The organism is Hyalangium gracile (assembly GCF_020103725.1).
Classification (GTDB): Bacteria; Myxococcota; Myxococcia; order Myxococcales; family Myxococcaceae; genus Hyalangium; species Hyalangium gracile.
The window spans coordinates 53413-72132 of sequence record NZ_JAHXBG010000007.1 but is presented as its reverse complement, the minus strand read 5'-3'; the positions used below and the strand labels follow the sequence as shown (position 1 = coordinate 72132).

The 18720-nt window shown below is 68.2% G+C and carries 16 protein-coding genes and 2 tRNA genes; 3 read left to right on the top strand and 15 right to left on the bottom strand.

The window, feature by feature from the left end; genetic code table 11:
* Nucleotides 1-399 precede the first annotated feature (399 nt).
* Entirely contained in the window at nucleotides 400-1047 is a 648-nt protein-coding gene (locus KY572_RS15600; RefSeq protein WP_224243411.1) for an SRPBCC family protein, read from the top strand.
* 151 nt (nucleotides 1048-1198) lie between these two features.
* The gene (locus KY572_RS15595; protein ID WP_224243410.1) at nucleotides 1199-2479 is read left to right on the top strand and encodes a patatin-like phospholipase family protein; all 1281 of its coding nucleotides are present in this window, start codon (nucleotides 1199-1201) and stop codon (nucleotides 2477-2479) included.
* 6 nt (nucleotides 2480-2485) lie between these two features.
* On the opposite strand, the gene KY572_RS15590 is transcribed toward KY572_RS15595, so the two are convergent.
* The 8 genes from KY572_RS15590 to KY572_RS15555 all read right to left on the bottom strand — a co-directional run bounded on the left by KY572_RS15590 (nucleotide 2486) and on the right by KY572_RS15555 (nucleotide 9064).
* Nucleotides 2486-3802 (bottom strand): DUF2914 domain-containing protein, encoded by a 1317-nt coding sequence (locus KY572_RS15590; protein WP_224243409.1) that lies wholly within the window; start codon nucleotides 3800-3802, stop codon nucleotides 2486-2488.
* Between the two features lie 93 nt (nucleotides 3803-3895).
* A complete protein-coding gene (gene grxD / locus KY572_RS15585) occupies nucleotides 3896-4219 on the bottom strand; it encodes a Grx4 family monothiol glutaredoxin (RefSeq protein ID WP_224243408.1) in 324 nt (107 codons plus the stop codon).
* Between the two features lie 15 nt (nucleotides 4220-4234).
* Nucleotides 4235-4492, bottom strand: a complete 258-nt coding sequence (locus KY572_RS15580) for a BolA family protein (RefSeq protein ID WP_224243407.1) — start codon at nucleotides 4490-4492, stop codon at nucleotides 4235-4237.
* Nucleotides 4492-5037 carry a YqgE/AlgH family protein gene (locus tag KY572_RS15575; RefSeq protein WP_224243406.1) on the bottom strand — a complete coding sequence of 182 codons (546 nt, stop codon included), beginning with the start codon at nucleotides 5035-5037 and terminating at the stop codon, nucleotides 4492-4494. Before KY572_RS15575 ends, KY572_RS15580 begins: the two co-directional genes overlap by 1 nt.
* Nucleotides 5038-5138: 101 nt before the next feature.
* Nucleotides 5139-5597, bottom strand: a complete 459-nt coding sequence (locus tag KY572_RS15570) for a response regulator (RefSeq protein ID WP_224243405.1) — start codon at nucleotides 5595-5597, stop codon at nucleotides 5139-5141.
* A 115-nt stretch (nucleotides 5598-5712) separates the two neighbouring features.
* On the bottom strand, nucleotides 5713-6522 hold the full coding sequence (locus KY572_RS15565) for an ABC transporter permease (RefSeq protein ID WP_224243404.1): 810 nt from the start codon (nucleotides 6520-6522) through the stop codon (nucleotides 5713-5715).
* Nucleotides 6519-7403 carry an ABC transporter permease subunit gene (locus tag KY572_RS15560; protein ID WP_224243403.1) on the bottom strand — a complete coding sequence of 295 codons (885 nt, stop codon included), beginning with the start codon at nucleotides 7401-7403 and terminating at the stop codon, nucleotides 6519-6521. The genes KY572_RS15565 and KY572_RS15560 overlap by 4 nt, the downstream gene beginning before the upstream one ends.
* Nucleotides 7400-9064, bottom strand: coding sequence for a peptide ABC transporter substrate-binding protein (locus KY572_RS15555; protein ID WP_224243824.1), 1665 nt, complete (start codon nucleotides 9062-9064; stop codon nucleotides 7400-7402). The genes KY572_RS15560 and KY572_RS15555 overlap by 4 nt, the downstream gene beginning before the upstream one ends.
* 167 nt (nucleotides 9065-9231) lie before the next feature.
* On the opposite strand from KY572_RS15555, the gene KY572_RS15550 reads away from it, so the two are divergent.
* Nucleotides 9232-9417 (top strand): hypothetical protein, encoded by a 186-nt coding sequence (locus KY572_RS15550; RefSeq protein ID WP_224243402.1) that lies wholly within the window; start codon nucleotides 9232-9234, stop codon nucleotides 9415-9417.
* Between the two features lie 288 nt (nucleotides 9418-9705).
* Here the strand turns inward: KY572_RS15550 and lon are convergent, their stop codons facing one another.
* The 7 genes from lon to KY572_RS15515 form a co-directional block, all read right to left on the bottom strand.
* Nucleotides 9706-12159, bottom strand: coding sequence for an endopeptidase La (gene lon / locus KY572_RS15545; protein ID WP_224243401.1), 2454 nt, complete (start codon nucleotides 12157-12159; stop codon nucleotides 9706-9708).
* Nucleotides 12160-12363: 204 nt separating this feature from the next.
* Complete coding sequence (locus KY572_RS15540) at nucleotides 12364-14433, bottom strand: prolyl oligopeptidase family serine peptidase (RefSeq protein WP_224243823.1); 2070 nt, start codon at nucleotides 14431-14433, stop codon at nucleotides 12364-12366.
* A gap of 292 nt (nucleotides 14434-14725) precedes the next feature.
* A complete protein-coding gene (gene clpX / locus KY572_RS15535; protein ID WP_224243400.1) occupies nucleotides 14726-16000 on the bottom strand; it encodes an ATP-dependent Clp protease ATP-binding subunit ClpX in 1275 nt (424 codons plus the stop codon).
* Between the two features lie 210 nt (nucleotides 16001-16210).
* A complete protein-coding gene (clpP, locus tag KY572_RS15530) occupies nucleotides 16211-16831 on the bottom strand; it encodes an ATP-dependent Clp endopeptidase proteolytic subunit ClpP (RefSeq protein WP_224243399.1) in 621 nt (206 codons plus the stop codon).
* Between the two features lie 35 nt (nucleotides 16832-16866).
* Complete coding sequence (gene tig / locus KY572_RS15525; protein ID WP_224243398.1) at nucleotides 16867-18141, bottom strand: trigger factor; 1275 nt, start codon at nucleotides 18139-18141, stop codon at nucleotides 16867-16869.
* Between the two features lie 103 nt (nucleotides 18142-18244).
* A tRNA-Leu gene (locus tag KY572_RS15520) sits at nucleotides 18245-18326 on the bottom strand.
* A gap of 119 nt (nucleotides 18327-18445) precedes the next feature.
* Nucleotides 18446-18518: transfer RNA gene (locus KY572_RS15515), tRNA-Lys, on the bottom strand.
* Nucleotides 18519-18720 lie beyond the last annotated feature (202 nt).

Here is an 18720-nt window from a genome sequence, read left to right as displayed (position 1 = left end):
GGAAGGGAAGCAGACCTGCGGAGTAGGTCGCGGGTGCCCCCCGCACCGCTCATCCAGCGCTACACGTGAACTCCAGGGTTGGAATCTGGCCGGCTAACATAGCTGGTTAGCGAACACTATCGCAAGCCAGCGGCCGGATCGACAAAGGGCCCTCCTTCCAGGGCCTTGCGAAGGTGCAGCCTGCTCCCCCGCTCCCGGCGGCCCGCCCCCGGGGAGGCCTGGGGAGAGCCACCCACCTCCTCTACGAGGCACCCGGCTCCTTGGGTAGGAGCCCCTCGGAGGACCCACGGCGCACCTTCGAGGGCGCGGCCACGGGCACGGGCGCCATCTCCCCCTTGAGTGCGGGCGCGCGCTGGCCCACGATCACTCCCGCACCTGCTCGCTCCTTCCGGAAACACCATGCTCAAGAAGCTGCTCCTGGGCCTCGTCGCCGCGCTGCTGGCGGTGGTGGGCTTCATCGCCTCGCGACCCTCCACCTACACCGTGGAGCGCAGCCTCACGATGAAGGCCAGCCCGAAGTACATCTTCCCCTTCGTCAACAGCTTCTACCGCTGGGCCGACTGGTCCCCGTGGAACTACCTGGACCTGGAGATGAAGCGCACCTACGACGGGCCCGTGCTGGGCGAGGGCGCGGTCTACGCCTGGGCGGGCAACGACAAGGTGGGTGAGGGGCGGATGACGCTCGTGGAGAGCCGCAAGGACGAGTTCGTCCGCATCAAGCTCGAGCGCTTCAAGCCCTTGGCGTCCACCAGCATGACGTCCCTGACGATCAAGCCGGCCGCCGAGGGCGCGACGGTGACGTGGACGCTGGAGGGCCAGCGCGACTTCATGGCCAAGGCCGCCTCGCTCTTCATGGACACGGACGCGATGCTCGGCAAGGACTTCGAGACGGGCCTGGACACCCTGCGCATCGAGGCCGAGGCCACGCAGGTGGAGAAGGAAGAGCAGAAGATCCGGCGCGCGGAGATGCTCAAGGCCCTGGCCGAGGCCCAGGCGGAGCAGAGCCCTGGCGCCGCCCCCGCCACCCCACCCGCTCCCAAGCAGTAGCGCCCAGGCCCCGGGCCGGGGAGGCACCTGGCTCGCTGTCAAGCCACCCTCCCCGCTTTCCAGGCAGGTTCCTGGGAGACCGCCCCTCTCCCGGTCCCGCCGGCGCTCGCCGTAGACTCTCCCCACAGGGACGGCGGCCATGACGAGCGGGATGAAGACAGGACTGGTGCTTGCGGGCGGGGCGGCGCGAGGCGCCTATGAGGCGGGAGTGCTCTCCTACCTCCGAGAGGAGTTCGAGCCTCAGTTCGGCAAGGAGCTGAAGCTGGACATCCTCGCGGGCACCTCCGTGGGAGCCATCCACGCGTGCTACCTGGCGGCGACGAGCCACGATCGCCTCCTCCAGGCCCGAGGCCTCGTCGCGCACTGGCATGCGATGAAGGTGGAGGAGGTGCTCCGCTGCAGCTTCGGAGACGTCTTCCGGATCATCCGCGAGGCCCTCAGCAAGCCCTCGCCCCACGACCGGGACATCCAGTACGGCGGGCTGGTGGATCCGCGCGGGCTGCGCGCCCTGGTGGGCCGAGGCATCCCCTGGCTGCAGATCGGCCGCAACCTGCGCAAGGGCCACATGGAGGCCCTGGCCGTCAGCGCCACGCACGTGGGCACGGGCAACGCCACCGTCTTCGTCCAGCGCGGGGACGGCACCATCCCCCAGTGGAGCGATGATCCCGAGTACCGCGCGGTGGCCACGCGCATCGGCCCCAACCACGCGCTGGCCTCGGCGGCCATCCCCGTGGTCTTCCCGGCGGTCCGCGTCCGCGGGCAGCTGCACGTGGACGGAGGCCTGCGGCTCAACGTCCCCATCAGCCCGGCGCTGCGGCTGGGCGCCCAGCGCGTCATCGTCGTCTCCATGCGGCCCAGCCCGCGGGCCAAGGCGGGCCCCGCCGCCACGGGCGCCACCGTGAAGGCGCGCGAGGAGGCCGTCGCCAGCGCGCCCTTCCTCGTGGGCAAGATGCTCAACATGCTGATGACGGACCGCACCGACCAGGACCTGGGCCGGCTGCGGCGGCTCAACGCCATCCTCGAGGCGGGCACGGCGGCGTACGGGCCGGGCTTCGCGGAGGTGCTCAGCTCGGCGGTGCACCCGCACCGCAGCCAGCCGGTGCGCTACGTGCGGGAATTGCTGGTGCGGCCCTCGAGGGATCTGGGCGAGCTGGCCGCCGAGTACGTCCGGACGGCCGAGTTCCGTCGCAGCAGCAGCGGGCTGGCCCACCGCGCCATCCTGCGGCTGGTGGAGCGCGAGGCCTCGCGCGAGGCGGACATGGCCTCCTACCTGCTCTTCGACGGAGGCTTCGCGGACATCCTCATCGAGCAGGGGCGGCAGGATGCGCGGGCGCTGCGCCCCCAGTGGGAGCGCTTCTGGTCCGACGAGCCCCAGAGCGTCTCCGAGGAGGCGCTGATGAAGAAGCCCGCCACCGCCGCCACCGCCGCCTGAGGCGCGCTACTTCTTCTGCGCCACGGGCTCCGGCTTCTTGTCCGGATCGTGGACGAACACCTCGAACTGGCGGGGCTCGGCGCTCGTGTCCTCCTCGACGGAGAAGCTCAGGCGGCTGATCTCGTGGCCATCCTCCGTCTCCACCACCACGCGCCAGTCACCCGGCTTGGGGTTGGAGGTATAGGCGAAGGTGCGGTAGCCGCGCTCGATCCCCTTGTTCAGGATCTTCAGCGGCACGGTGCTGACGTTCGTCCACCCCTTGCTGGGATGATCGTGGTACCAGCGCACGTTGACGCTGTACGAGTCGAAGCCCTTGGGCGCGAAGATGCTGAAGAAGTAGTACGCCTTGTCTCCCGGGCGCGCGGCGAAGTCCTGGTCACCCTTGTGCCAGAACTTCCACCACTTCGGCTGATGGGAGAGGTGGTACGCCCCGCCCTTCTTCTCCACCGCGTGGTAGATGCCGCTGAACGTCACGGCCAGCGGCACCGGCGGCAGCACGCGCACCACGAAGAAGAGCAGCAGCGCCACCAGCACGCCGAAGCCCGGCAGGGCGATCTGGCGGATCGCCTGGAGCTGATCCAGCACGTTCCACCGCCGCAGCAGCTTCATCACTCCGAAGATGGCCCCGCCCGCGAGCACCTGCGCCAGCAGGAACACCCAGAAGTTCGCCTTGCCGATGACGACGGGCAGCACGTACGAGAAGTACATGCTGACGCACAGGCTGAAGAGCGCCACGCGCACCACGGGCCCGATCTGCCGGAAGTGCGGCAGCTCGTTGGCCACCATCAGCCCGAACATGAGCACCAGGAAGAGGAACGCCGTCAGGCCGGAGGCGCTCTTGAAGAAGAACAGCGTGTAGGAGCTGAGCAGGCTTCCGAAGAAGAAGTGGATGGCGTCCTCGCGCCACTTCCACACCTTCGCCAGCGCCTTGGGCGGCTCCGTGCCCTCCGGGTGGCGCTGCTCCAGCACCAGCAGCGTGGCCAGCACCCCCAGGTACACGAACTGCTGCACCATGGTGAGCGTGTCGTCGATGCGGCTGAGCGTGACGACGTCGTAGATGAAGCCGATGAAGAAGAACGCCGCCATCTCCAGCAGCTCGTTCTTCTTGCGCCACTCCTGCACGCGCTCCATCAGCGTGCCCGTCTTCGCCGTGGGGACGGCGTCGTCCGGGTCCGCCGGCCTCGCCTCGAGCGCGGGCGCGGCGGGCGTCAGCGCGGACTCGGCGGTCAGCGTGTTGGAGAGACTGTTCGAAGGAGCGGCGGCCGGCGTCGGCTCAGGAGTTCCGGTCGGCTCACCAGGTACGGGAGGTGTCGCAGTAGCCACGGCCGCGCATTCTATGTCCGAACGCGCGGGCCGTCGTCCCTCACCCGATCGGACAAGGGACGCCACTGTGGCGAACTGTGCGCCTCAGAGGGCTCAGCCCTCGGCCTTCTTGCCGGCCACGAGGTCGGCCAGCTCGCCGCGCTCGGCCAGCTCCATGAGGATGTCCGAGCCGCCGATGAACTCCCCGTTGATGAAGACCTGGGGGATGGTGGGCCAGTTCGTGTAGTCCTTGATGCCCTGGCGCACCTCGGGGTCGGCCAGCACGTCCACCGTGTGCACCTCGCCCAGGGGCTGCAGCAGCTGCAGGGCCCGGGCGGAGAAGCCGCACTGCGGGAACATGGCGTTGCCCTTCATGAAGAGGACGATCTTGTGGGAGCGGATCTCCTCGTCGAAGCGAGACTTGAGTTCAGGCGTCATGGGTCGGGTCCTTCCTCAGCGAGGCCCGAGCTTCTTCCATTGCTCGGGCGTATAGGTTTTTAGCGCCAGCGCGTGCAGTTCGCCCGTGCCCAGCCAGTCCTGGACGGCGGCATAGACGAGCTTGTGCTGCTGCACCATGGGCTTGCCGGTGAAGGCCGGGCTGGCCACGACGGCCTCGAAGTGGTCGCCCGTGCCCGTGGTGTCCCGCACCTCGACCTCGGAGCCGGGCAGGGCCCCGAGGATGCGCTCGCGAATGTTCTCTGGGTCCAGCATCAGTGCAGCCCCTTTCCCACCATGAGCATTGCCGGGTCGAAGCCCATCCCCCGCACCGTCTCATCCCAGAGCTGGGAGGGGTTGCTCTCGAGGATGGCCTTGGCCGTCGCCTCGGCGAACAGCCAGGAGCCCGTCTTCATCTCCTGCTCCAATTGCCGGGGCCCCCAGCCGGCATAGCCCAGGCAGAAGCGCACGCGGGGCGTGGGGTTCTCCAGCAGCGGGGCCAGGGCGTCCAGCGTGACGCTCAGGAACAGGCCGGGAAGCACGGTGTGCTTCTCGGAGATGGACTCGTCGTCGTGGAGGATGAAGCCCCGGTGAGGCTCCACGGGCCCGCCGACGAAGACGGGCTCCGGGGTGCGCTCGACGGAGATCTTCATGTTCTGCCCCTTCGCCAGCTCACCGAGCGTCAGGGGCGCCCCTCGATTGATGACCAGGCCCATGGAGCCCCCATCCCCGTGCTCGATCATCAGGACGACCGAGCGGTGGAAGTTGGGATCCCCGAGCTGGGGCATCGCCAGAAGCAAGCCGGGAGCGAGCGTCTTCACGGGGCCAGCATCGACCGTTCGGGCAGGGGCGTGCAACCGGTTATCTCACCCCTCGGTGCCCAAACGAGCTGACCTGCGGATGGAAGACAGAGCGGCCGCACTCAGTGCCAGCTGGTGTGCTTGGACTGGAGCGCCTGGGCCAGCTTGTCCGGCATCACCGGCTTGCCGATGAAGAGGTCCGCCCCCAGCCCCTTGCACTTGCGCGCCATGGCCGCGTCGCTCATCGCGCTCACACCGATGAGGATGGCCTGGGGGAAGCGCTCGCGCAGGCGGGACATCAGCGTGGCGCCGCTGCGGCCGGGCAGGAAGACGTCCACGATGGCGGCGTCCATGCGCTTGTTGCGCACGGCGAACTCGGCCTCCTCGGCGCTGCCCACCGGGAGCGGCTCGTAGCCCCACTGGGTGAGCAGCTCGACGAGCAGCTCGCGGCTGGAGGGATCGTCCTCGACGACGAGCACCGCGCCGCGGACCGGCTCGAGCTTCAGCTCATCGTTGCGCCGCTCGGGGCCTGCCTGCGTGGACCCGGTGGCAATGGAGAGTTCATCGGTCGGGAGGGACATGGCTCGGGCTCGGTGGACAAGAGTGGTGTGCGTTGGGGGAACCCGCTCACGCACACTGGGAATTCCTCTCACCTGGGGTGGAAACCCGAGGCAGGCCGATAGGTTGGGGGCGACCTCAGGCCTGGCGCGTGCGGGTGGCCAGCGCCTGGGAGGCGAGCGAGGCACCGAGCACCAGCAGCACGAGGAGCAGCCAGGCGGGAATGACGACGCGGGAGCCACCTTCGTAGATGAGCGCCGCGTAGCTGGTGCCCAGGTAGCGGCCCAGGGACATGGGCTCCATGCGGGCGATGCCGAAAAAGCTGACGGTGGACTCGGCGAGGATGGCGGCGGGCAGTCGGCTGAGGAAGACGGCGAGGACGAAGGGGCGCAGCGCGGGCCACAGGTGGACGCGCAGCACGTGAGCGCCGCTGCCTCCGAGCGCGCGCGAGGCGGCCACGAACTCCTGGCCCTCGAGGGTGTCCAGGCGGTTGCGGAACATGCGCGCCGGGCCGGCCCAGCCCACGAGCGCCAGGGAGACGACCATGAGCCCGAAGGGGCCCAGGCCCGCCCCGCTGCCTGCGTCCAGCAGGGACTGGCCGGCGAGCTGGAGCACCATGACGACGAGCACGTCCGGGAGCGCGAAGAAGGCATCGGCCAGGCGCATCACCCAGCGCTCCAGGGTTCCACCGGCCAGACGGGCCACGGCCGCCACGACCAGTCCGATGCCGGTGGAGAGCGCCCCCGCCGACAGCCCGATGGCGAGTGAGATCCACAGGCCCCCGAACGCGAGCTCGCACACCGTTCGATCGGGGTGGGTCGGGTCGTTGCCGAGGGGACAGGTGCCCGCGAGCACCTCGGGAAAGACGCGTCCCGCGAGCAGGCTGAGCACGCCGAGGCCGCCCAGCAGGGCCAGCCCGACCCACGCCTGAGCGGGGATGCGCCTCATGTCCGGGACTCCCGGGCGCGCGGATCCACGATGAGCCGGACGATCTCCACCACGAGCCCCACGGTGACGAGCACCGAGGCGAAGACGGTGGTGGCCACCACGACGACAGCCACCTGCTTCTGGAGCACGGCGAGCACGTAGAGCTGGCCGAAGTACGGCAGGCCGAAGACGCGCTCGGCGGCGAAGGAGCCCGCGAGCAGCGCGGTGGCCACGGGGCCGATGGCATCCAGCAGCGCGGGCAGCACGTTGGGCAGGACGTGGCGGCGGAGCACCACGCCACGCGAGAGGCCCTTGCTGGCGGCGGTGCGGACGTAGTCGCGAGCCAGCTCGGTCTCCAGCGCGTCCCCGAGCAGCGTGCCGAGGAAGACACCGGGCCACACGGAGATGACGAGCGCGGCCGTCAGCTCGGGCAGCATGTGTCCCCGCTCGACGACAGTGGGGGCCAGCAGGAGCGCGGGGATGAAGACGGGCGTCCCGAAGGCCATCGCCGGCACGGCATCGCCCAGGACGGAGAGTCGTCCCCGCCGCCAGCGGTTCTTGAGCAGGGCAAAGCCCATCGCCCAGACGAGCGCGAGCGCCAGCGCCACCAGCCCGACGCCGACGCTGCCGGAGAGCTTGAGCAGCAGCTCGTCGCCCGTGACGCCCTGGGCGCTCGTGCCCAGCCGCTCGCCTCGGAAGAGCTTCTGCCAGGGGCGCAGGAAGCCCAGGGGCTCGCCAATGCCGAGATCCCTCCGATAGGAGGCCGCCAGCTCCGGGGACACCTGGCGCTTGTTGTCCTCCTCGACGGTGAGCGGCAGGCTGGCCATGAGGAAGTACGAGGCCAGCGCGACGATGGGGACGAGCACGAGCTGCCGTCCCACACGGACGAGGAGCTGCCTCATCGCTGGGCACTCCCCTGCCCCGCCTCGGGCGCGAGCCGGAGGGACTTCAAGGCGAGGAAGTTGAACGGGTCCACGTCCAGGCCGCGCAGCTGGGAGCGAGCGCGGTAGTACCGGTCCGGGTGGTACAGCGGAGCAATGACGGCCTGCTCATCCACCAGGACCTGCTGGGCCTGGGCGTACAGCGAGCGAGCCCGCTCGGCATCGGCCTCCGCGTCAGCCTCCTCGAGCAGCCGCTCGAAGCGCGCCATGGGCTCGCCACCGCCCTGAGTCTCCCAGCCGGACTGGTGGTTCCCCTCGCGCTCGAAGAGCGTGAAGAAGGTGTTCGGGTGGGCGTAGTCCGCGCCCAGCCGGCGCAGGTACATGTCGTAGGCGCGAGGCCCCTCCGGCGTGCGCCGGGCCACCTCGGCCGAGAAGTCCGACCGCGAGTCGAGCGTCACCGTGATGCCCACGGCGGCGAGCTGCGCGGCGATGCGCTCGGCGATGGCCACCTCCGGAACGAAGGAGTCCCCGGCCTTGAAGACGAGGCGCAGCGGGCGATCCAGGCCCGGAGCTCCGCGCAGCTCCTCGCGCGCGCTCTCCGGCTCGAAGTGCGGCAGGCGCGCGGCCTCCTCGGCAGTCGCGGCGCCGGGCAGCTCGGGCGGCAGGAGCACGTTCGAGGGCCGCACGGCGGGCAGCAGCCCCGCCAGTAGCGCGTCCCGGTCCAGGGCACGGGCAATGGCGCGCCGCACCTCCGGCCGGTTCAGCGGCGGGCGCTCGGTGTTGAAGACCAGGAAGTAGGTGGAGAGCAGCGGCTCGTAGTGCAGGTCCTCCGGGCGCTTCCCACGCAGCGCCAGCGCGCTGTCGATGAAGACGAAGTCCACCCGGCCGCGCTCATAGAGGGCCGTGCCGATCTCCGACTTCATCAGCGTCACGATGGGCGCCGGCTGCTCTCCAGGCCCGAGCGGCGGCTGGAAGGCCGAGGCGGGGTTGTGCACCAGCCGCACGCGCTCGCCGGCCCGGTCCCAGCGCTCCACACGGTACGGCCCGAGCGACAGGGGCCGCCCGTCCCGCGGCCGATCGAAGTAGTCCTTGATCTCCTCGTCGGACCGACCCGCGAGCTCCGCGGAGGGCGCGGGGAAGAACAGGTAGACGTTGGCCAGGCGGGACAGGAAGTAGCTGCGAGGCCGCTCCAGCGTCACGCGCAGGGTGTGCGGATCCACCGCCTCCACGCCCGTGCGCTCGAGCGCCGCGCGGACCTCCTCGGCGGGAGCACCGCGCTCCTGCAGATTCAGCACCTCCCGGGCGCCGAGGATCTCCGCCGTCTCCCCGCGCTCGCGACCGAGCATGGCGCGGCGCCACCCGAAGACGAAGTCCTGGGCGGTGAGCGGAGTGACGCCATCCGACCAGCGCACGTCCGAGCGAAGATGGAAGGTGTAGACCTCGTGCCCCTGGGCGTCGCGCTCCCGCTCCCAGCGCTCGGCGAGGCCCGGCTGCACGGAGTTGTCCGTCCCGAGCGTCGTCAGCCCCTTCTGGGTGGCGAGCATGACGGGGTAGTTCGCCCAGCTGGCGGGGTCCGAGAAGCTCCAGTCCAGCGTGGTGGGCATGGCGGGGACGACGACCTTGATGCCGGGGTCGGGCTGGAAGCCGCACGGCCCACAGGCCGCGGCGAGCCACAGCCCCATGAGCGCCAGCACGAATCGAGGTCGGGAAGCCACCGGCGCGAGTTCTACCGCGCCCGGGCCCAAAAAGAACGCCGTCCGCGAATCCGCGGCTCACGCACGGAGGCCCCCGCCAGGCACCCAGCCAACCTCCCCGCCTCCACGGTGAGGTCCGACAGACTCGAGGCGCCATGACACCTGGGTTCGCCCGAGCAGCGCGCACGCTGCTCAGGTCCAACAACCCCACCTTGGCCAGCATGACGATCGCGGCCAGCAGCAGCACGATGGTCATGACGACGGCGACGGACGCGGCAATGGCGGACCACCACCACCACACCCGATTGAAGCGTGCGCCCGCCCACTGCACCACGAAGTAGAGCCCCCCCATGAAGCGCAAGGGGTTGAGCGTCTCAGGCTGGCCGGTGACCCACTCCTCCATGAAGCGCCGGGGGCGAACGAGGGAACCTCCGCGGAGGAGACTTCCTTCAGGGCGGCGACGGGAGCCTCCTCGGGCTTCGACACCGGGCTCGCATCCGACAGAGGCGTCATGGCTCACCTCGAAAGCCCCGCGAAGCCCAGGGAGCATGCTCCCCCGCGAAAAAAAGGGCTGCCGCGGAAGACGCCGCGACAGCCCCTGCGATGCAAACCTTCCTTCGAAGCCCTCGCTACGCCGGGGCGCCCGCCGGAGCCGGCTGCGTCTCGGCGACGGCCGGCACCTTCAGCCCATCACCCGCGGGCTTGCGGCCGAACTCCTCCGGCTTCTCCAGCACCAGCGCCACGCGGAGCACGTCGTCCACGAACTCCACGGGGATGATGCGCAGCTGCGAGCGGATCTTCTTCGGGATGTCCTTGAGATCCTTCTTGTTCGCCTTGGGGATGAGGACCGTCTTGATGCCGGCGCGGTGCGCCGCCAGGGTCTTCTCCTTCAGGCCGCCGATGGGCAGCACGCGCCCACGCAGGGTTATTTCGCCCGTCATCGCCACGTCCTTGCGCACCGCTACCTTGGTGAGCGCGGACACCAGCGCGGTGCACATGGTGACACCGGCGGACGGACCGTCCTTCGGGATGGCGCCCTCGGGCAGGTGGACGTGGATGTCGTAGTTCTCGAACACCTTCCGGTCGATGCCGAACCGGTCGGCGCGCGAGCGCACGTAGGACATGGCCGCCTGAGCGGACTCCTGCATCACCTCGCCCAGCTTGCCGGTGATGATGAGCTTGCCCTTGCCCGGCATGACCGTGGCCTCGGTGGTGAGGATCTCTCCTCCCATCTCCGTCCACGCCAGGCCGGTGACGATGCCCACCTGGTCCTCACGCTCGGCCACCCCGTAGCGGTAGCGCGGCGTGCCCAGGAACTTCATCGCCTGCTTGCGGTCCACGTTGATGTCGCGCTTGCCGTTCTTCAGCACGTCGCGAGCGATCTTCCGGAACACGCCGCCGATCTCACGCTCCAGCGAGCGCACGCCGGACTCGCGCGTGTACCGGTGGATGATGGTCCGCAGCGCGTCGTTGGTGAAGTCCACCTTCAGCTCGAGCAGCCCGTTGGCCTCCTGCTCCTTGGGGATCAGGTAGCGCCGCGCGATGCTGAGCTTCTCCGGCTCGGTGTAGCCCGCGATGCGGATGACCTCCATGCGGTCCTGCAGCGGACCGGGGATGTTGTGCATCGTGTTCGCGGTGCAGATGAACATCACCTTGGACAGGTCGTAGTCGAGGTCCAGGTAGTGGTCATTGAAGTTGTGGTTCTGCTCGGGGTCCAGCACCTCCAGCAGCGCCGCGCTCGGGTCGCCACGGAAGTCGGTGGACATCTTGTCGATCTCGTCCAGCAGGAAGACGGGGTTGTTGCTGCCCGCCTTCTTCAGGCTCTGGATGAGCTTGCCCGGCATCGCGCCGATGTACGTGCGGCGGTGGCCACGGATCTCCGCCTCGTCACGCACGCCGCCCAGCGACAGGCGCACGAACTTGCGGCCGGTGGCCCGGGCAATCGAGCGAGCCAGCGACGTCTTGCCCACGCCCGGAGGCCCCACGAAGCACAGCACGGGGCCCTTGAGCTTCTTCACCAGCTGCTGCACGGCCAGGTACTCGAGGATGCGCTCCTTGGGCTTCTTCAGCCCGTAGTGGTCCTCGTTGAGCACCCGCTCGGCCTCGGTGACGTCCAGGCGGTCCTGGGTCTCCTCGTACCAGGGCAGGCTGATGATCCAGTCGATGTAGTTGCGGACGACGGTGGCCTCGGCGCTCATCGGGCTCATCATCCGGAGCTTCTTCAGCTCCTTCTTGACCTTGAGCGTGGCCTCCTTGCTCATCCGCTTGTTCTTGAGCTTCTCCTCGATCTCCTGGATCTCGTTCTTGAACTCGTCCCGCTCGCCCAGCTCCTTCTGAATGGCCTGCATCTGCTCATTCAGGTAGTACTCCTTCTGGGTCTTCTCCATCTGCTTCTTGACGCGGGTGCGGATCTTCTTCTCCACCTGGAGGATCTCGATCTCGCCCTGCATCAGCTCGTAGAGCTTCTCCAGCCGCTTGGCCGGGCTCTCCGTCTCGAGCAGCGCCTGCTTGTCGTTCAGCTTCAGCGACAGGTGGGCGACGATGGTGTCCGCCAGCCGCGCCGGGTCGTCGATGCTGGCCACCTGCATCAGCATCTCGGGCGGAATCCGCTTGTTGAGCTTGACGAAGGCCTCGAAGACCGAGTGCACGCTGCGCACCAGCGCCTCGAGCTCCACGGACTTCTCGGACTGCTCCTCCACCTCCTCCACTTCCACCATGAAGAAGGCGTCGTTGGGCTGGAACTTCTTCACCTTCGCCCTGCGCACGCCCTCTACCAGCACCTTCACCGTGCCATCCGGCAGCGGCAGCAGCTGGATGACATGGCCGATGGTGCCGAAGTGGAAGATGTCGTCGGGAGTCGGGTCGTTCGTCTTGGCCTTCTTCTGCGCGGCCAGGAGGATGACGGCCTTGTCATCAGGGCCCTTGTGCGCCATCGCGTCCTTGAGGGCCGCGATCGACTTCTCCCGGCCGACGAACAGCGGCACCACCATGTGCGGGAACACGATGATGTCCCGAAGGGGCAGGAGCGGAACGGTCAGTCCCCGCTTCTTTTCATCCTTCTTGTCGTCACGTCCGAAGAACATTTGCTCGCCACCTGCCTGCTTGCCGACCGGAGTCGCAAGTCCCTAGTGAGTTGCCAGCCCGCCTGCCAGCTCGGCAGACGGACGAGATACAAAGACGGTTCTATAACACGGTGAGTGTCCCCAGCGTTCCCCGGCTAAAGGTTGGGGAGCAGGGGCGTGCCATCAAGGGAACAGCCCTCCACCATCGAGCGTCCGCTTGCTTCTTCAGCGGGCCTCTGCCGTCGCTCCACCGGCCGGGCCTGTCATTTCAAAGGTCTGGAAGAGAAAGGCGAACAGGTCCGCGCTGGACTCGATCGCCTTGGCGACCTGGTCGGCCCCGCTGTGCCCCGCGTTGGACTCGATGCGCAACAGCGCCGGGGCCGTCTGCCCGGCAAGGCTCTGCACCGCCGCCACGAACTTGCGCGCATGCATGGGGTCCACCCGGTCATCGTGGTCCGCCGACATCATCAACAGCGGAGGGTAGCGCACTCCGGCCTTCAGGGCGTGATAGGGCGAGTAGGCGTAGAGCACCTTGAACTGCTCCGGGGTCTCCGCCGACCCGTACTCGGGCACCCACGTCCTCCCACTGCCGAACTGGTGGTAGCGCACCATGTCCAGCAGGGGCACCGAGCACACCACCGCGCCATAGAGCTCCGGCCGCTGCGTCATCGCCGCGCCCACGAGCAAGCCCCCGTTGCTGCCGCCGTGGATCGCCAGCCTGCCCGGCCGTGTGTACTTCTCGCGCGCCAGGTACTCGGCCGCGGCGTGGAAGTCGTCGAAGACGTTCTGCTTGCGGAGCAGGCGGCCGGCCTCGTGCCAGGCCTTGCCGTACTCACCGCCGCCGCGCAGGTTGGCCACCGCGTACACCCCGCCCGCGTCCAGCCACGGAAGGATGCTGGAGCGGAAGGAGGGCTGCATGTTCTGGTTGAAGCCGCCGTACCCGTACAGCAGCGTGGGCCGCTCCCCGTCCCGCTTCAGGTCCTTGCGGTGCACCAGGAACATGGGGACCTTCGTGCCGTCCTTGGACGGGTAGAAGACCTGCTGCACCGTGTACTGCTCGGTGTCCACGGGCAGCTCCACCTTCGCCCACAGCTCCACCTTCCCGGAGGCGACGGACGTCTTGTACACCTGCTTGGGGGTGGTGAAGGAGCTGAAGACGAAGAAGGCCTCGTCCGCGTCCTCCAGGCCCACCAGGTTGCTGGCCGCGCCCAGGCCCGGCAGGGCCACGGTACGCACCGGCCTGCCCTCGAGCGTGATGAGGCGCAGCTCGGTGGCGGCGTCCCGCAGGTACTCCAGCGCCAGGTGGCCGCCGACGATCTGCAGGCTCTCCAGGGAGGCCACGGCATCCTCGGCGAGCAGCTGCTGCCAGGCCGCCCGCTCGGGCTGGGACGGGGAGACGCGGAACACGCGCTTGCGCGACGCCCCCTCGTCCGTGAGGACGTAGAACTGATCCTTCCAGGCCTGCACCGAGTAGTTCGCGCCCTCGCCCTTCACCAGCAGGCGGAAGTCCTTCTCCCCCACCCGCTTCCAGTAGATGTCGTTCTCGCTCCAGCCGCGGATGACGTAGGCGAAGAGGTACTTCCCGTCCCGGCTGAGGTCCCCGAAGAGGAACGTCGTCGGATCGCCCAGGCGCGGGTGCACCACGGCGTCCTTCTTCGGATCGGTGCCCAGCACGTGGTGGCGCAGCTCCGTGTAGCCCGGGCGCTGATCCACGGGGATGGACGCATCCACCGGGAGCCACTCGTAATAGAAGGACTTGCCGTCCGGGGCCCACTTGGGGCTGGCGTACTTGGCGCCGGGGATGACGTCCACCCTGGACCACTCGCCGCTGTCCACGTCGAGCACGTGGAGATCGGCCTCGTCCGCGGCGTTGGGCCGCTGGGCGAAGACGACCTTGCGCCCGTCCCATGAGGGGTTCCAGACGCCCAGGGACACCGTGCCATCCTGGCTCCAGGCGTTCGGGTCGAGCAGGACCTTCTCGGCCCCCTTCTCGCCCTCGCGCCAGTAGATGACGGCCTTCTCCTTGTCCTTGTGGGTCCGGGCGTAGAAGTACCGGGTGCCGCGGCGGATGGGCGCGGAGATGGACTCCACGTAGAACAGCTCACGGAAGCGGCGGGCGAGCGCCTCGCGGACCGGCACGCGCCCCAGCCACTGCCGGGTGAGCGCGTCCTGGGACTTCATCCACGCCTGAACCTCGGGAGACTTCTCGTCCTCGAGCCAGCGGAACGGGTCCGCCACCTGCACGCCGTGCAGGGTGTCCACGATGGGCTCCGAGCGCGTGGCCGGGTAGTTCATGCGTTGCGCTCCTTGCGGAGAAGAGACGGCCTCCTCGCGCGCTGCCTCCTTCGAGCCAGCACACGCGGCGAGCAGGACCCAGACGGACAGGAGCAGTCTCTTCATCGTCGAATCCAGATACAGGAAGGATCGCGCCCGTCCCACAAAAAGTGCGGTCCGGGATGAAGGCCTGCATGGCCGGGGAGACAGGGAGCGAATGCGCCTCGCTCCTCCGGCCCCCGGAAACACCAAGGGCGCGTCGGAGCCGCTCCAGCGGTCCCTGACGCGCCCCGTCATGCCCCTGGGTGAGGGGTTACGCGGACTCCTTCTTGGGCTCTTCCTTGTCGTGGGCGTAGAGCACCACGGGCTCGCTCTTCTTGAGGATGACCTCCTCGGAGATGAGCACCTCGCGGGCCGTCTTGCGGGACGGCAGCTCGTACATCACGTCCAGCATGGCGCTCTCGATGATGGAGCGCAGGCCGCGCGCGCCGGCCTTGCGGCGGATGGCCTCCGAGGCCACGGCCTTGAGCGCGCCCTCGGTGAACTTGAGCGTCACCCCGTCCAGCTCGAAGAGCTTGCGGTACTGCTTGGTGAGCGCGTTCTTCGGCATGCTGAGGATGTTCATCAGCGCCGGCTCGTCCAGCTCCTCCAGCGCGGTGATGATGGGCAGGCGGCCGATGAACTCCGGAATCATTCCGAACTTCAGCAGGTCCTCCGGCTCCACGTGCTTGAGCAGCTCGGTGAGGTTGCGCTGCTTCTTGGACTGGATGTCCGCGCCGAAGCCCAGGCTGCGGCCGCCCAGGCGCCGCTCGATGATCTGCTCCAGCCCGCCGAAGGCGCCGCCGCAGATGAAGAGGATGTTCGTCGTGTCCACCTGCAGGAACTCCTGCTGCGGGTGCTTGCGGCCCCCCTTGGGCGGCACGTTGGCGATGGTGCCCTCGATGATCTTCAGCAGGGCCTGCTGCACGCCCTCGCCGGACACGTCGCGGGTGATGGAGGGGTTCTCCGACTTGCGGGCGATCTTGTCGATCTCGTCGATGTAGACGATGCCGCGCTGGGCGCGCTCGATGTCGTGGTCGGCCGCCTGGAGCAGGTTGACGATGATGTTCTCCACGTCCTCGCCCACGTAGCCGGCCTCGGTGAGGCACGTGGCGTCCGCGATGGTGAAGGGGACATTGAGGATACGCGCCAGCGTCTGCGCCAGCAGCGTCTTGCCGCTACCGGTGGGGCCCAGCAGAAGGATGTTGCTCTTCTGCAGCTCCACGTCGTCCATCTGGACCTTGGACTCGATGCGCTTGTAGTGGTTGTGCACCGCCACCGAGAGCGTCTTCTTGGCCCGGTCCTGCCCGATGACGTACTCGTCCAGGATGGCCTTGATCTCGCTGGGCCGCGGAATCCGCAGCTTGGTGTCCTTGGTCTCCTCGCGGTCGATCTCCTCCGCGATGATGTCGTTGCACAGGCCGATGCACTCGTCGCAGATGTACACCGTCGGCCCGGCGATGAGCTTCTTCACCTCCTTCTGCGACTTGCCGCAGAAGGAGCAGCAGAGGGTCTGATTGTCTCTCTTTTCCACGTTCTTGCCCGCCATGATGCCCTCGCTGCGCCTCTCTGGAAGAAACCTTCCAAAAACCGTCCGTACCCCTGGCCCCGGCTCAATCTAGTCAGCCCCGCGCCGGAACGTCCATTCACCTGGGAGGTAGTTAACAGCGTTTTTGCCGGGCCGCAGGAAGCAGAAAGCCGGAGGCGCGGGGGCACATTCCCGCGGCTCCGGCTGGCTGCCTCGCGGCGGTGCGCGCGGCTACTTCTTCTCGTCCTTGGGTGCGGCGCCCGGCTTCCTGGGGTTCTGGATCTCATCCAGGATGCCGTAGGCCTTGGCCTCGGCCGCTCCCATGAAGTAGTCGCGGTCGGTGTCCTTCTCCACCCGCTCGAGCGGCTGGCCGGTGTGCTTGACGATGAGCTCGTTGAGCTTGGCCCGCATCCGGAGGATTTCCTTGGCCTGGATCTCGATGTCCGTCGCCTGGCCGCGCACCCCGCCCAGCGGCTGGTGGATCATGATGCGCGCGCTGGGCAGCGCGTAGCGCTTGCCCTTGGCGCCGGCGAGCAGGAGCACGGCCCCCATGGAGGCCGCCTGGCCCACGCAGATGGTGGACACCGGACACTTCACGTACTGCATGGTGTCGTAGATGGCCAGGCCGGCGGTCACCGAGCCGCCGGGCGAGTTGATGTAGAGGTTGATGTCCTTGTCCGGGTCCTCGGACTCCAGGAAGAGGAGCTGGGCGACGATGGCGTTGGAGACGTCGTCGTCGATCTCCGTCCCGAGCATGACGATGCGGTCCTTCAGGAGCCGGCTGTAGATGTCGTACGAGCGCTCACCCCGGTGGGTCTGCTCGATGACGTAGGGAATGGGCATGAAGGGCATGTCGTGTCGACCTCGGAGGAACTCGGCGAAAGAGTCTAAGAATACTTCGCCTGAGCCTTCAGGAATTCAATGGTCTTTTCTTCCCGCAGTCGGAGGCTCAACCCCATGCGGTCATCCGGGCGGGTGAAGTACTTGCGGATGTTGGCCACCGGCTGACCGGACTCGGTCGCCAGCTCCTCGATCTTCTTCTCGATGTCCGCGTCGGTCGCCTGGATGCCTTCCTTCTCGGCGATGGCCTCGAACAGGAGCGTGCCCTTCACCTCCTGCACGGCGCGCTCGCGCATCTCGTCGCGCAGGCGCATGAAGTCCAGGCCCAGGTTGCGCACGTCCAGCCCGGAGCGCTGCATCTGACGCAGCGCGCCCTCCAGCATGGAGTCGATGGCGCGCTCCACCATGGCCTTGGGCACCTCGAAGGGGTTGCGCTCGATGAGCGTCTTGATGAGGGCCTCGCGGTCGTCCGCCTGGGCCTTGGACTTCTGGGTGGCCTCCAGGTTGGAGCGCACCTTGGCGCGCAGGTCGTCCACGCCCTGGGTGCCCACCTCCTTGGCCAGCTCGTCGTTGAGCTCGGGGACGATGCGCTGCTTCAGGCCCTTGAGGGTGAGCTTGAAGTGGGCCGTCTTGCCCTTCGCCTGCTCCAGATGGAAGTCGGGCGGGTAGGCGTAGTCGAGCTCCTTGGTGTCACCGACCTTCACGCCCTCCAGGGCGGCGATCTTGCCCTCCACCAGCTCGCCCGCGCCGATCTCCGCGTTGAAGCCCTCCTCCTTGCCGCCCTCGAAGGGCTGGCCGTCGATGGTGGCCTCGTAGTCCACGGTGGCGAGGTCGCCCGCGCGCGCCACGTCCCGGTCCGTCACCGGCTCCACGCGGCTGTAGGACTGGCGCAGCTTCTCCAGCTGCTCGGTGACCTGGGCGTCGTCCACCGCCGTCTCGGTCTTCTTGAGCGGCACTTCCTTGTAGTCCTTGGCCTCCACCTTCGGCTTGACCTCGACGCGGGCCTCGAAGGTGAAGGGGGTGCCGGGCTTGAGGCCGGAGTTGGTGACCTGCGGCTGGCTGACCGGCTCCATCTTGTGCTGGGTGATGGCCTCCACGTAGGCGGACTGCACCACGCGCTGGATGACGTCGTCCTCCACCTGCTCGCGGAACTTCTGCTCGAGGATGCGGCGGGGCACCTTGCCCTGGCGGAAGCCGGGCAGCCGCACCTGCCGGCCGATCGCCGTGTAGGCGCGCGTCAGCTCCTCCGCCACGCGCGCGCTGTCGACCTCGATGGAGAGCTTCTTCTCGATGGGAGACAGCTCCTCGACCTGGACCTTCATGAACGCCTCGCTCGCCGCGCGGGGCCGCCGCGCCAGCGCCGAATGAGAAAAGTGAGTGGGAGGTGCGCGTTTAGGGGATACGCACGGACGGGTCAACGCGAAATGGGCGAGGAGGGACTCGAACCCTCACACCTTGCGGTACCAGATCCTAAGTCTGGCGCGTCTACCAGTTTCGCCACCCGCCCGGCGTTGCTCCGCGACCTTCTACTCCGAAACGATCGGGCTGTTGAGCCCTGGACGACGTGGAGAGAAGGACCCCGGAAAGACGTCGGGGCCCCTTCATTCCTGAAGGGACCCCGACGAGTGAGAGCGGAGGGAATCGAACCCACAACCTATGGATTAAGAGTCCATTGCTCTGCCAATTGAGCTACGCTCCCGTATTGGCATCCCGAGCGACGCGGTGACGCGCCCCTCAGATGGCGGCGGTGTCTACAGAAGCCTGCCGGTCCTGTCAAAACGTTTTTGCACCCCCGCCCCAATTCCCCGTTCCAGGCCTGCCTGTCCGCCCTCCGGCCGGCTGTGAGCAGCCTGCCGTGCGGCCCGGATCCTCGGGATCACATGATCCCGTGGATCTGTTGA

Coding starts and splice junctions, on each gene's coding strand:
- KY572_RS15600 (WP_224243411.1), top strand. CDS start 400: ATGCTCAAGAAGCTGCTCCTGGGCCTCGTCGCCGCGCTGCTGGCGGTG.
- KY572_RS15595 (WP_224243410.1), top strand. CDS start 1,199: ATGAAGACAGGACTGGTGCTTGCGGGCGGGGCGGCGCGAGGCGCCTAT.
- grxD (WP_224243408.1), bottom strand. CDS start 4,219: ATGACGCCTGAACTCAAGTCTCGCTTCGACGAGGAGATCCGCTCCCAC.
- KY572_RS15580 (WP_224243407.1), bottom strand. CDS start 4,492: ATGCTGGACCCAGAGAACATTCGCGAGCGCATCCTCGGGGCCCTGCCC.
- KY572_RS15570 (WP_224243405.1), bottom strand. CDS start 5,597: ATGTCCCTCCCGACCGATGAACTCTCCATTGCCACCGGGTCCACGCAG.
- KY572_RS15565 (WP_224243404.1), bottom strand. CDS start 6,522: ATGAGGCGCATCCCCGCTCAGGCGTGGGTCGGGCTGGCCCTGCTGGGC.
- KY572_RS15560 (WP_224243403.1), bottom strand. CDS start 7,403: ATGAGGCAGCTCCTCGTCCGTGTGGGACGGCAGCTCGTGCTCGTCCCC.
- KY572_RS15555 (WP_224243824.1), bottom strand. CDS start 9,064: ATGGGGCTGTGGCTCGCCGCGGCCTGTGGGCCGTGCGGCTTCCAGCCC.
- KY572_RS15550 (WP_224243402.1), top strand. CDS start 9,232: ATGACACCTGGGTTCGCCCGAGCAGCGCGCACGCTGCTCAGGTCCAAC.
- lon (WP_224243401.1), bottom strand. CDS start 12,159: ATGTTCTTCGGACGTGACGACAAGAAGGATGAAAAGAAGCGGGGACTG.
- KY572_RS15540 (WP_224243823.1), bottom strand. CDS start 14,433: ATGAACTACCCGGCCACGCGCTCGGAGCCCATCGTGGACACCCTGCAC.
- clpX (WP_224243400.1), bottom strand. CDS start 16,000: ATGGCGGGCAAGAACGTGGAAAAGAGAGACAATCAGACCCTCTGCTGC.
- clpP (WP_224243399.1), bottom strand. CDS start 16,831: ATGCCCTTCATGCCCATTCCCTACGTCATCGAGCAGACCCACCGGGGT.
- tig (WP_224243398.1), bottom strand. CDS start 18,141: ATGAAGGTCCAGGTCGAGGAGCTGTCTCCCATCGAGAAGAAGCTCTCC.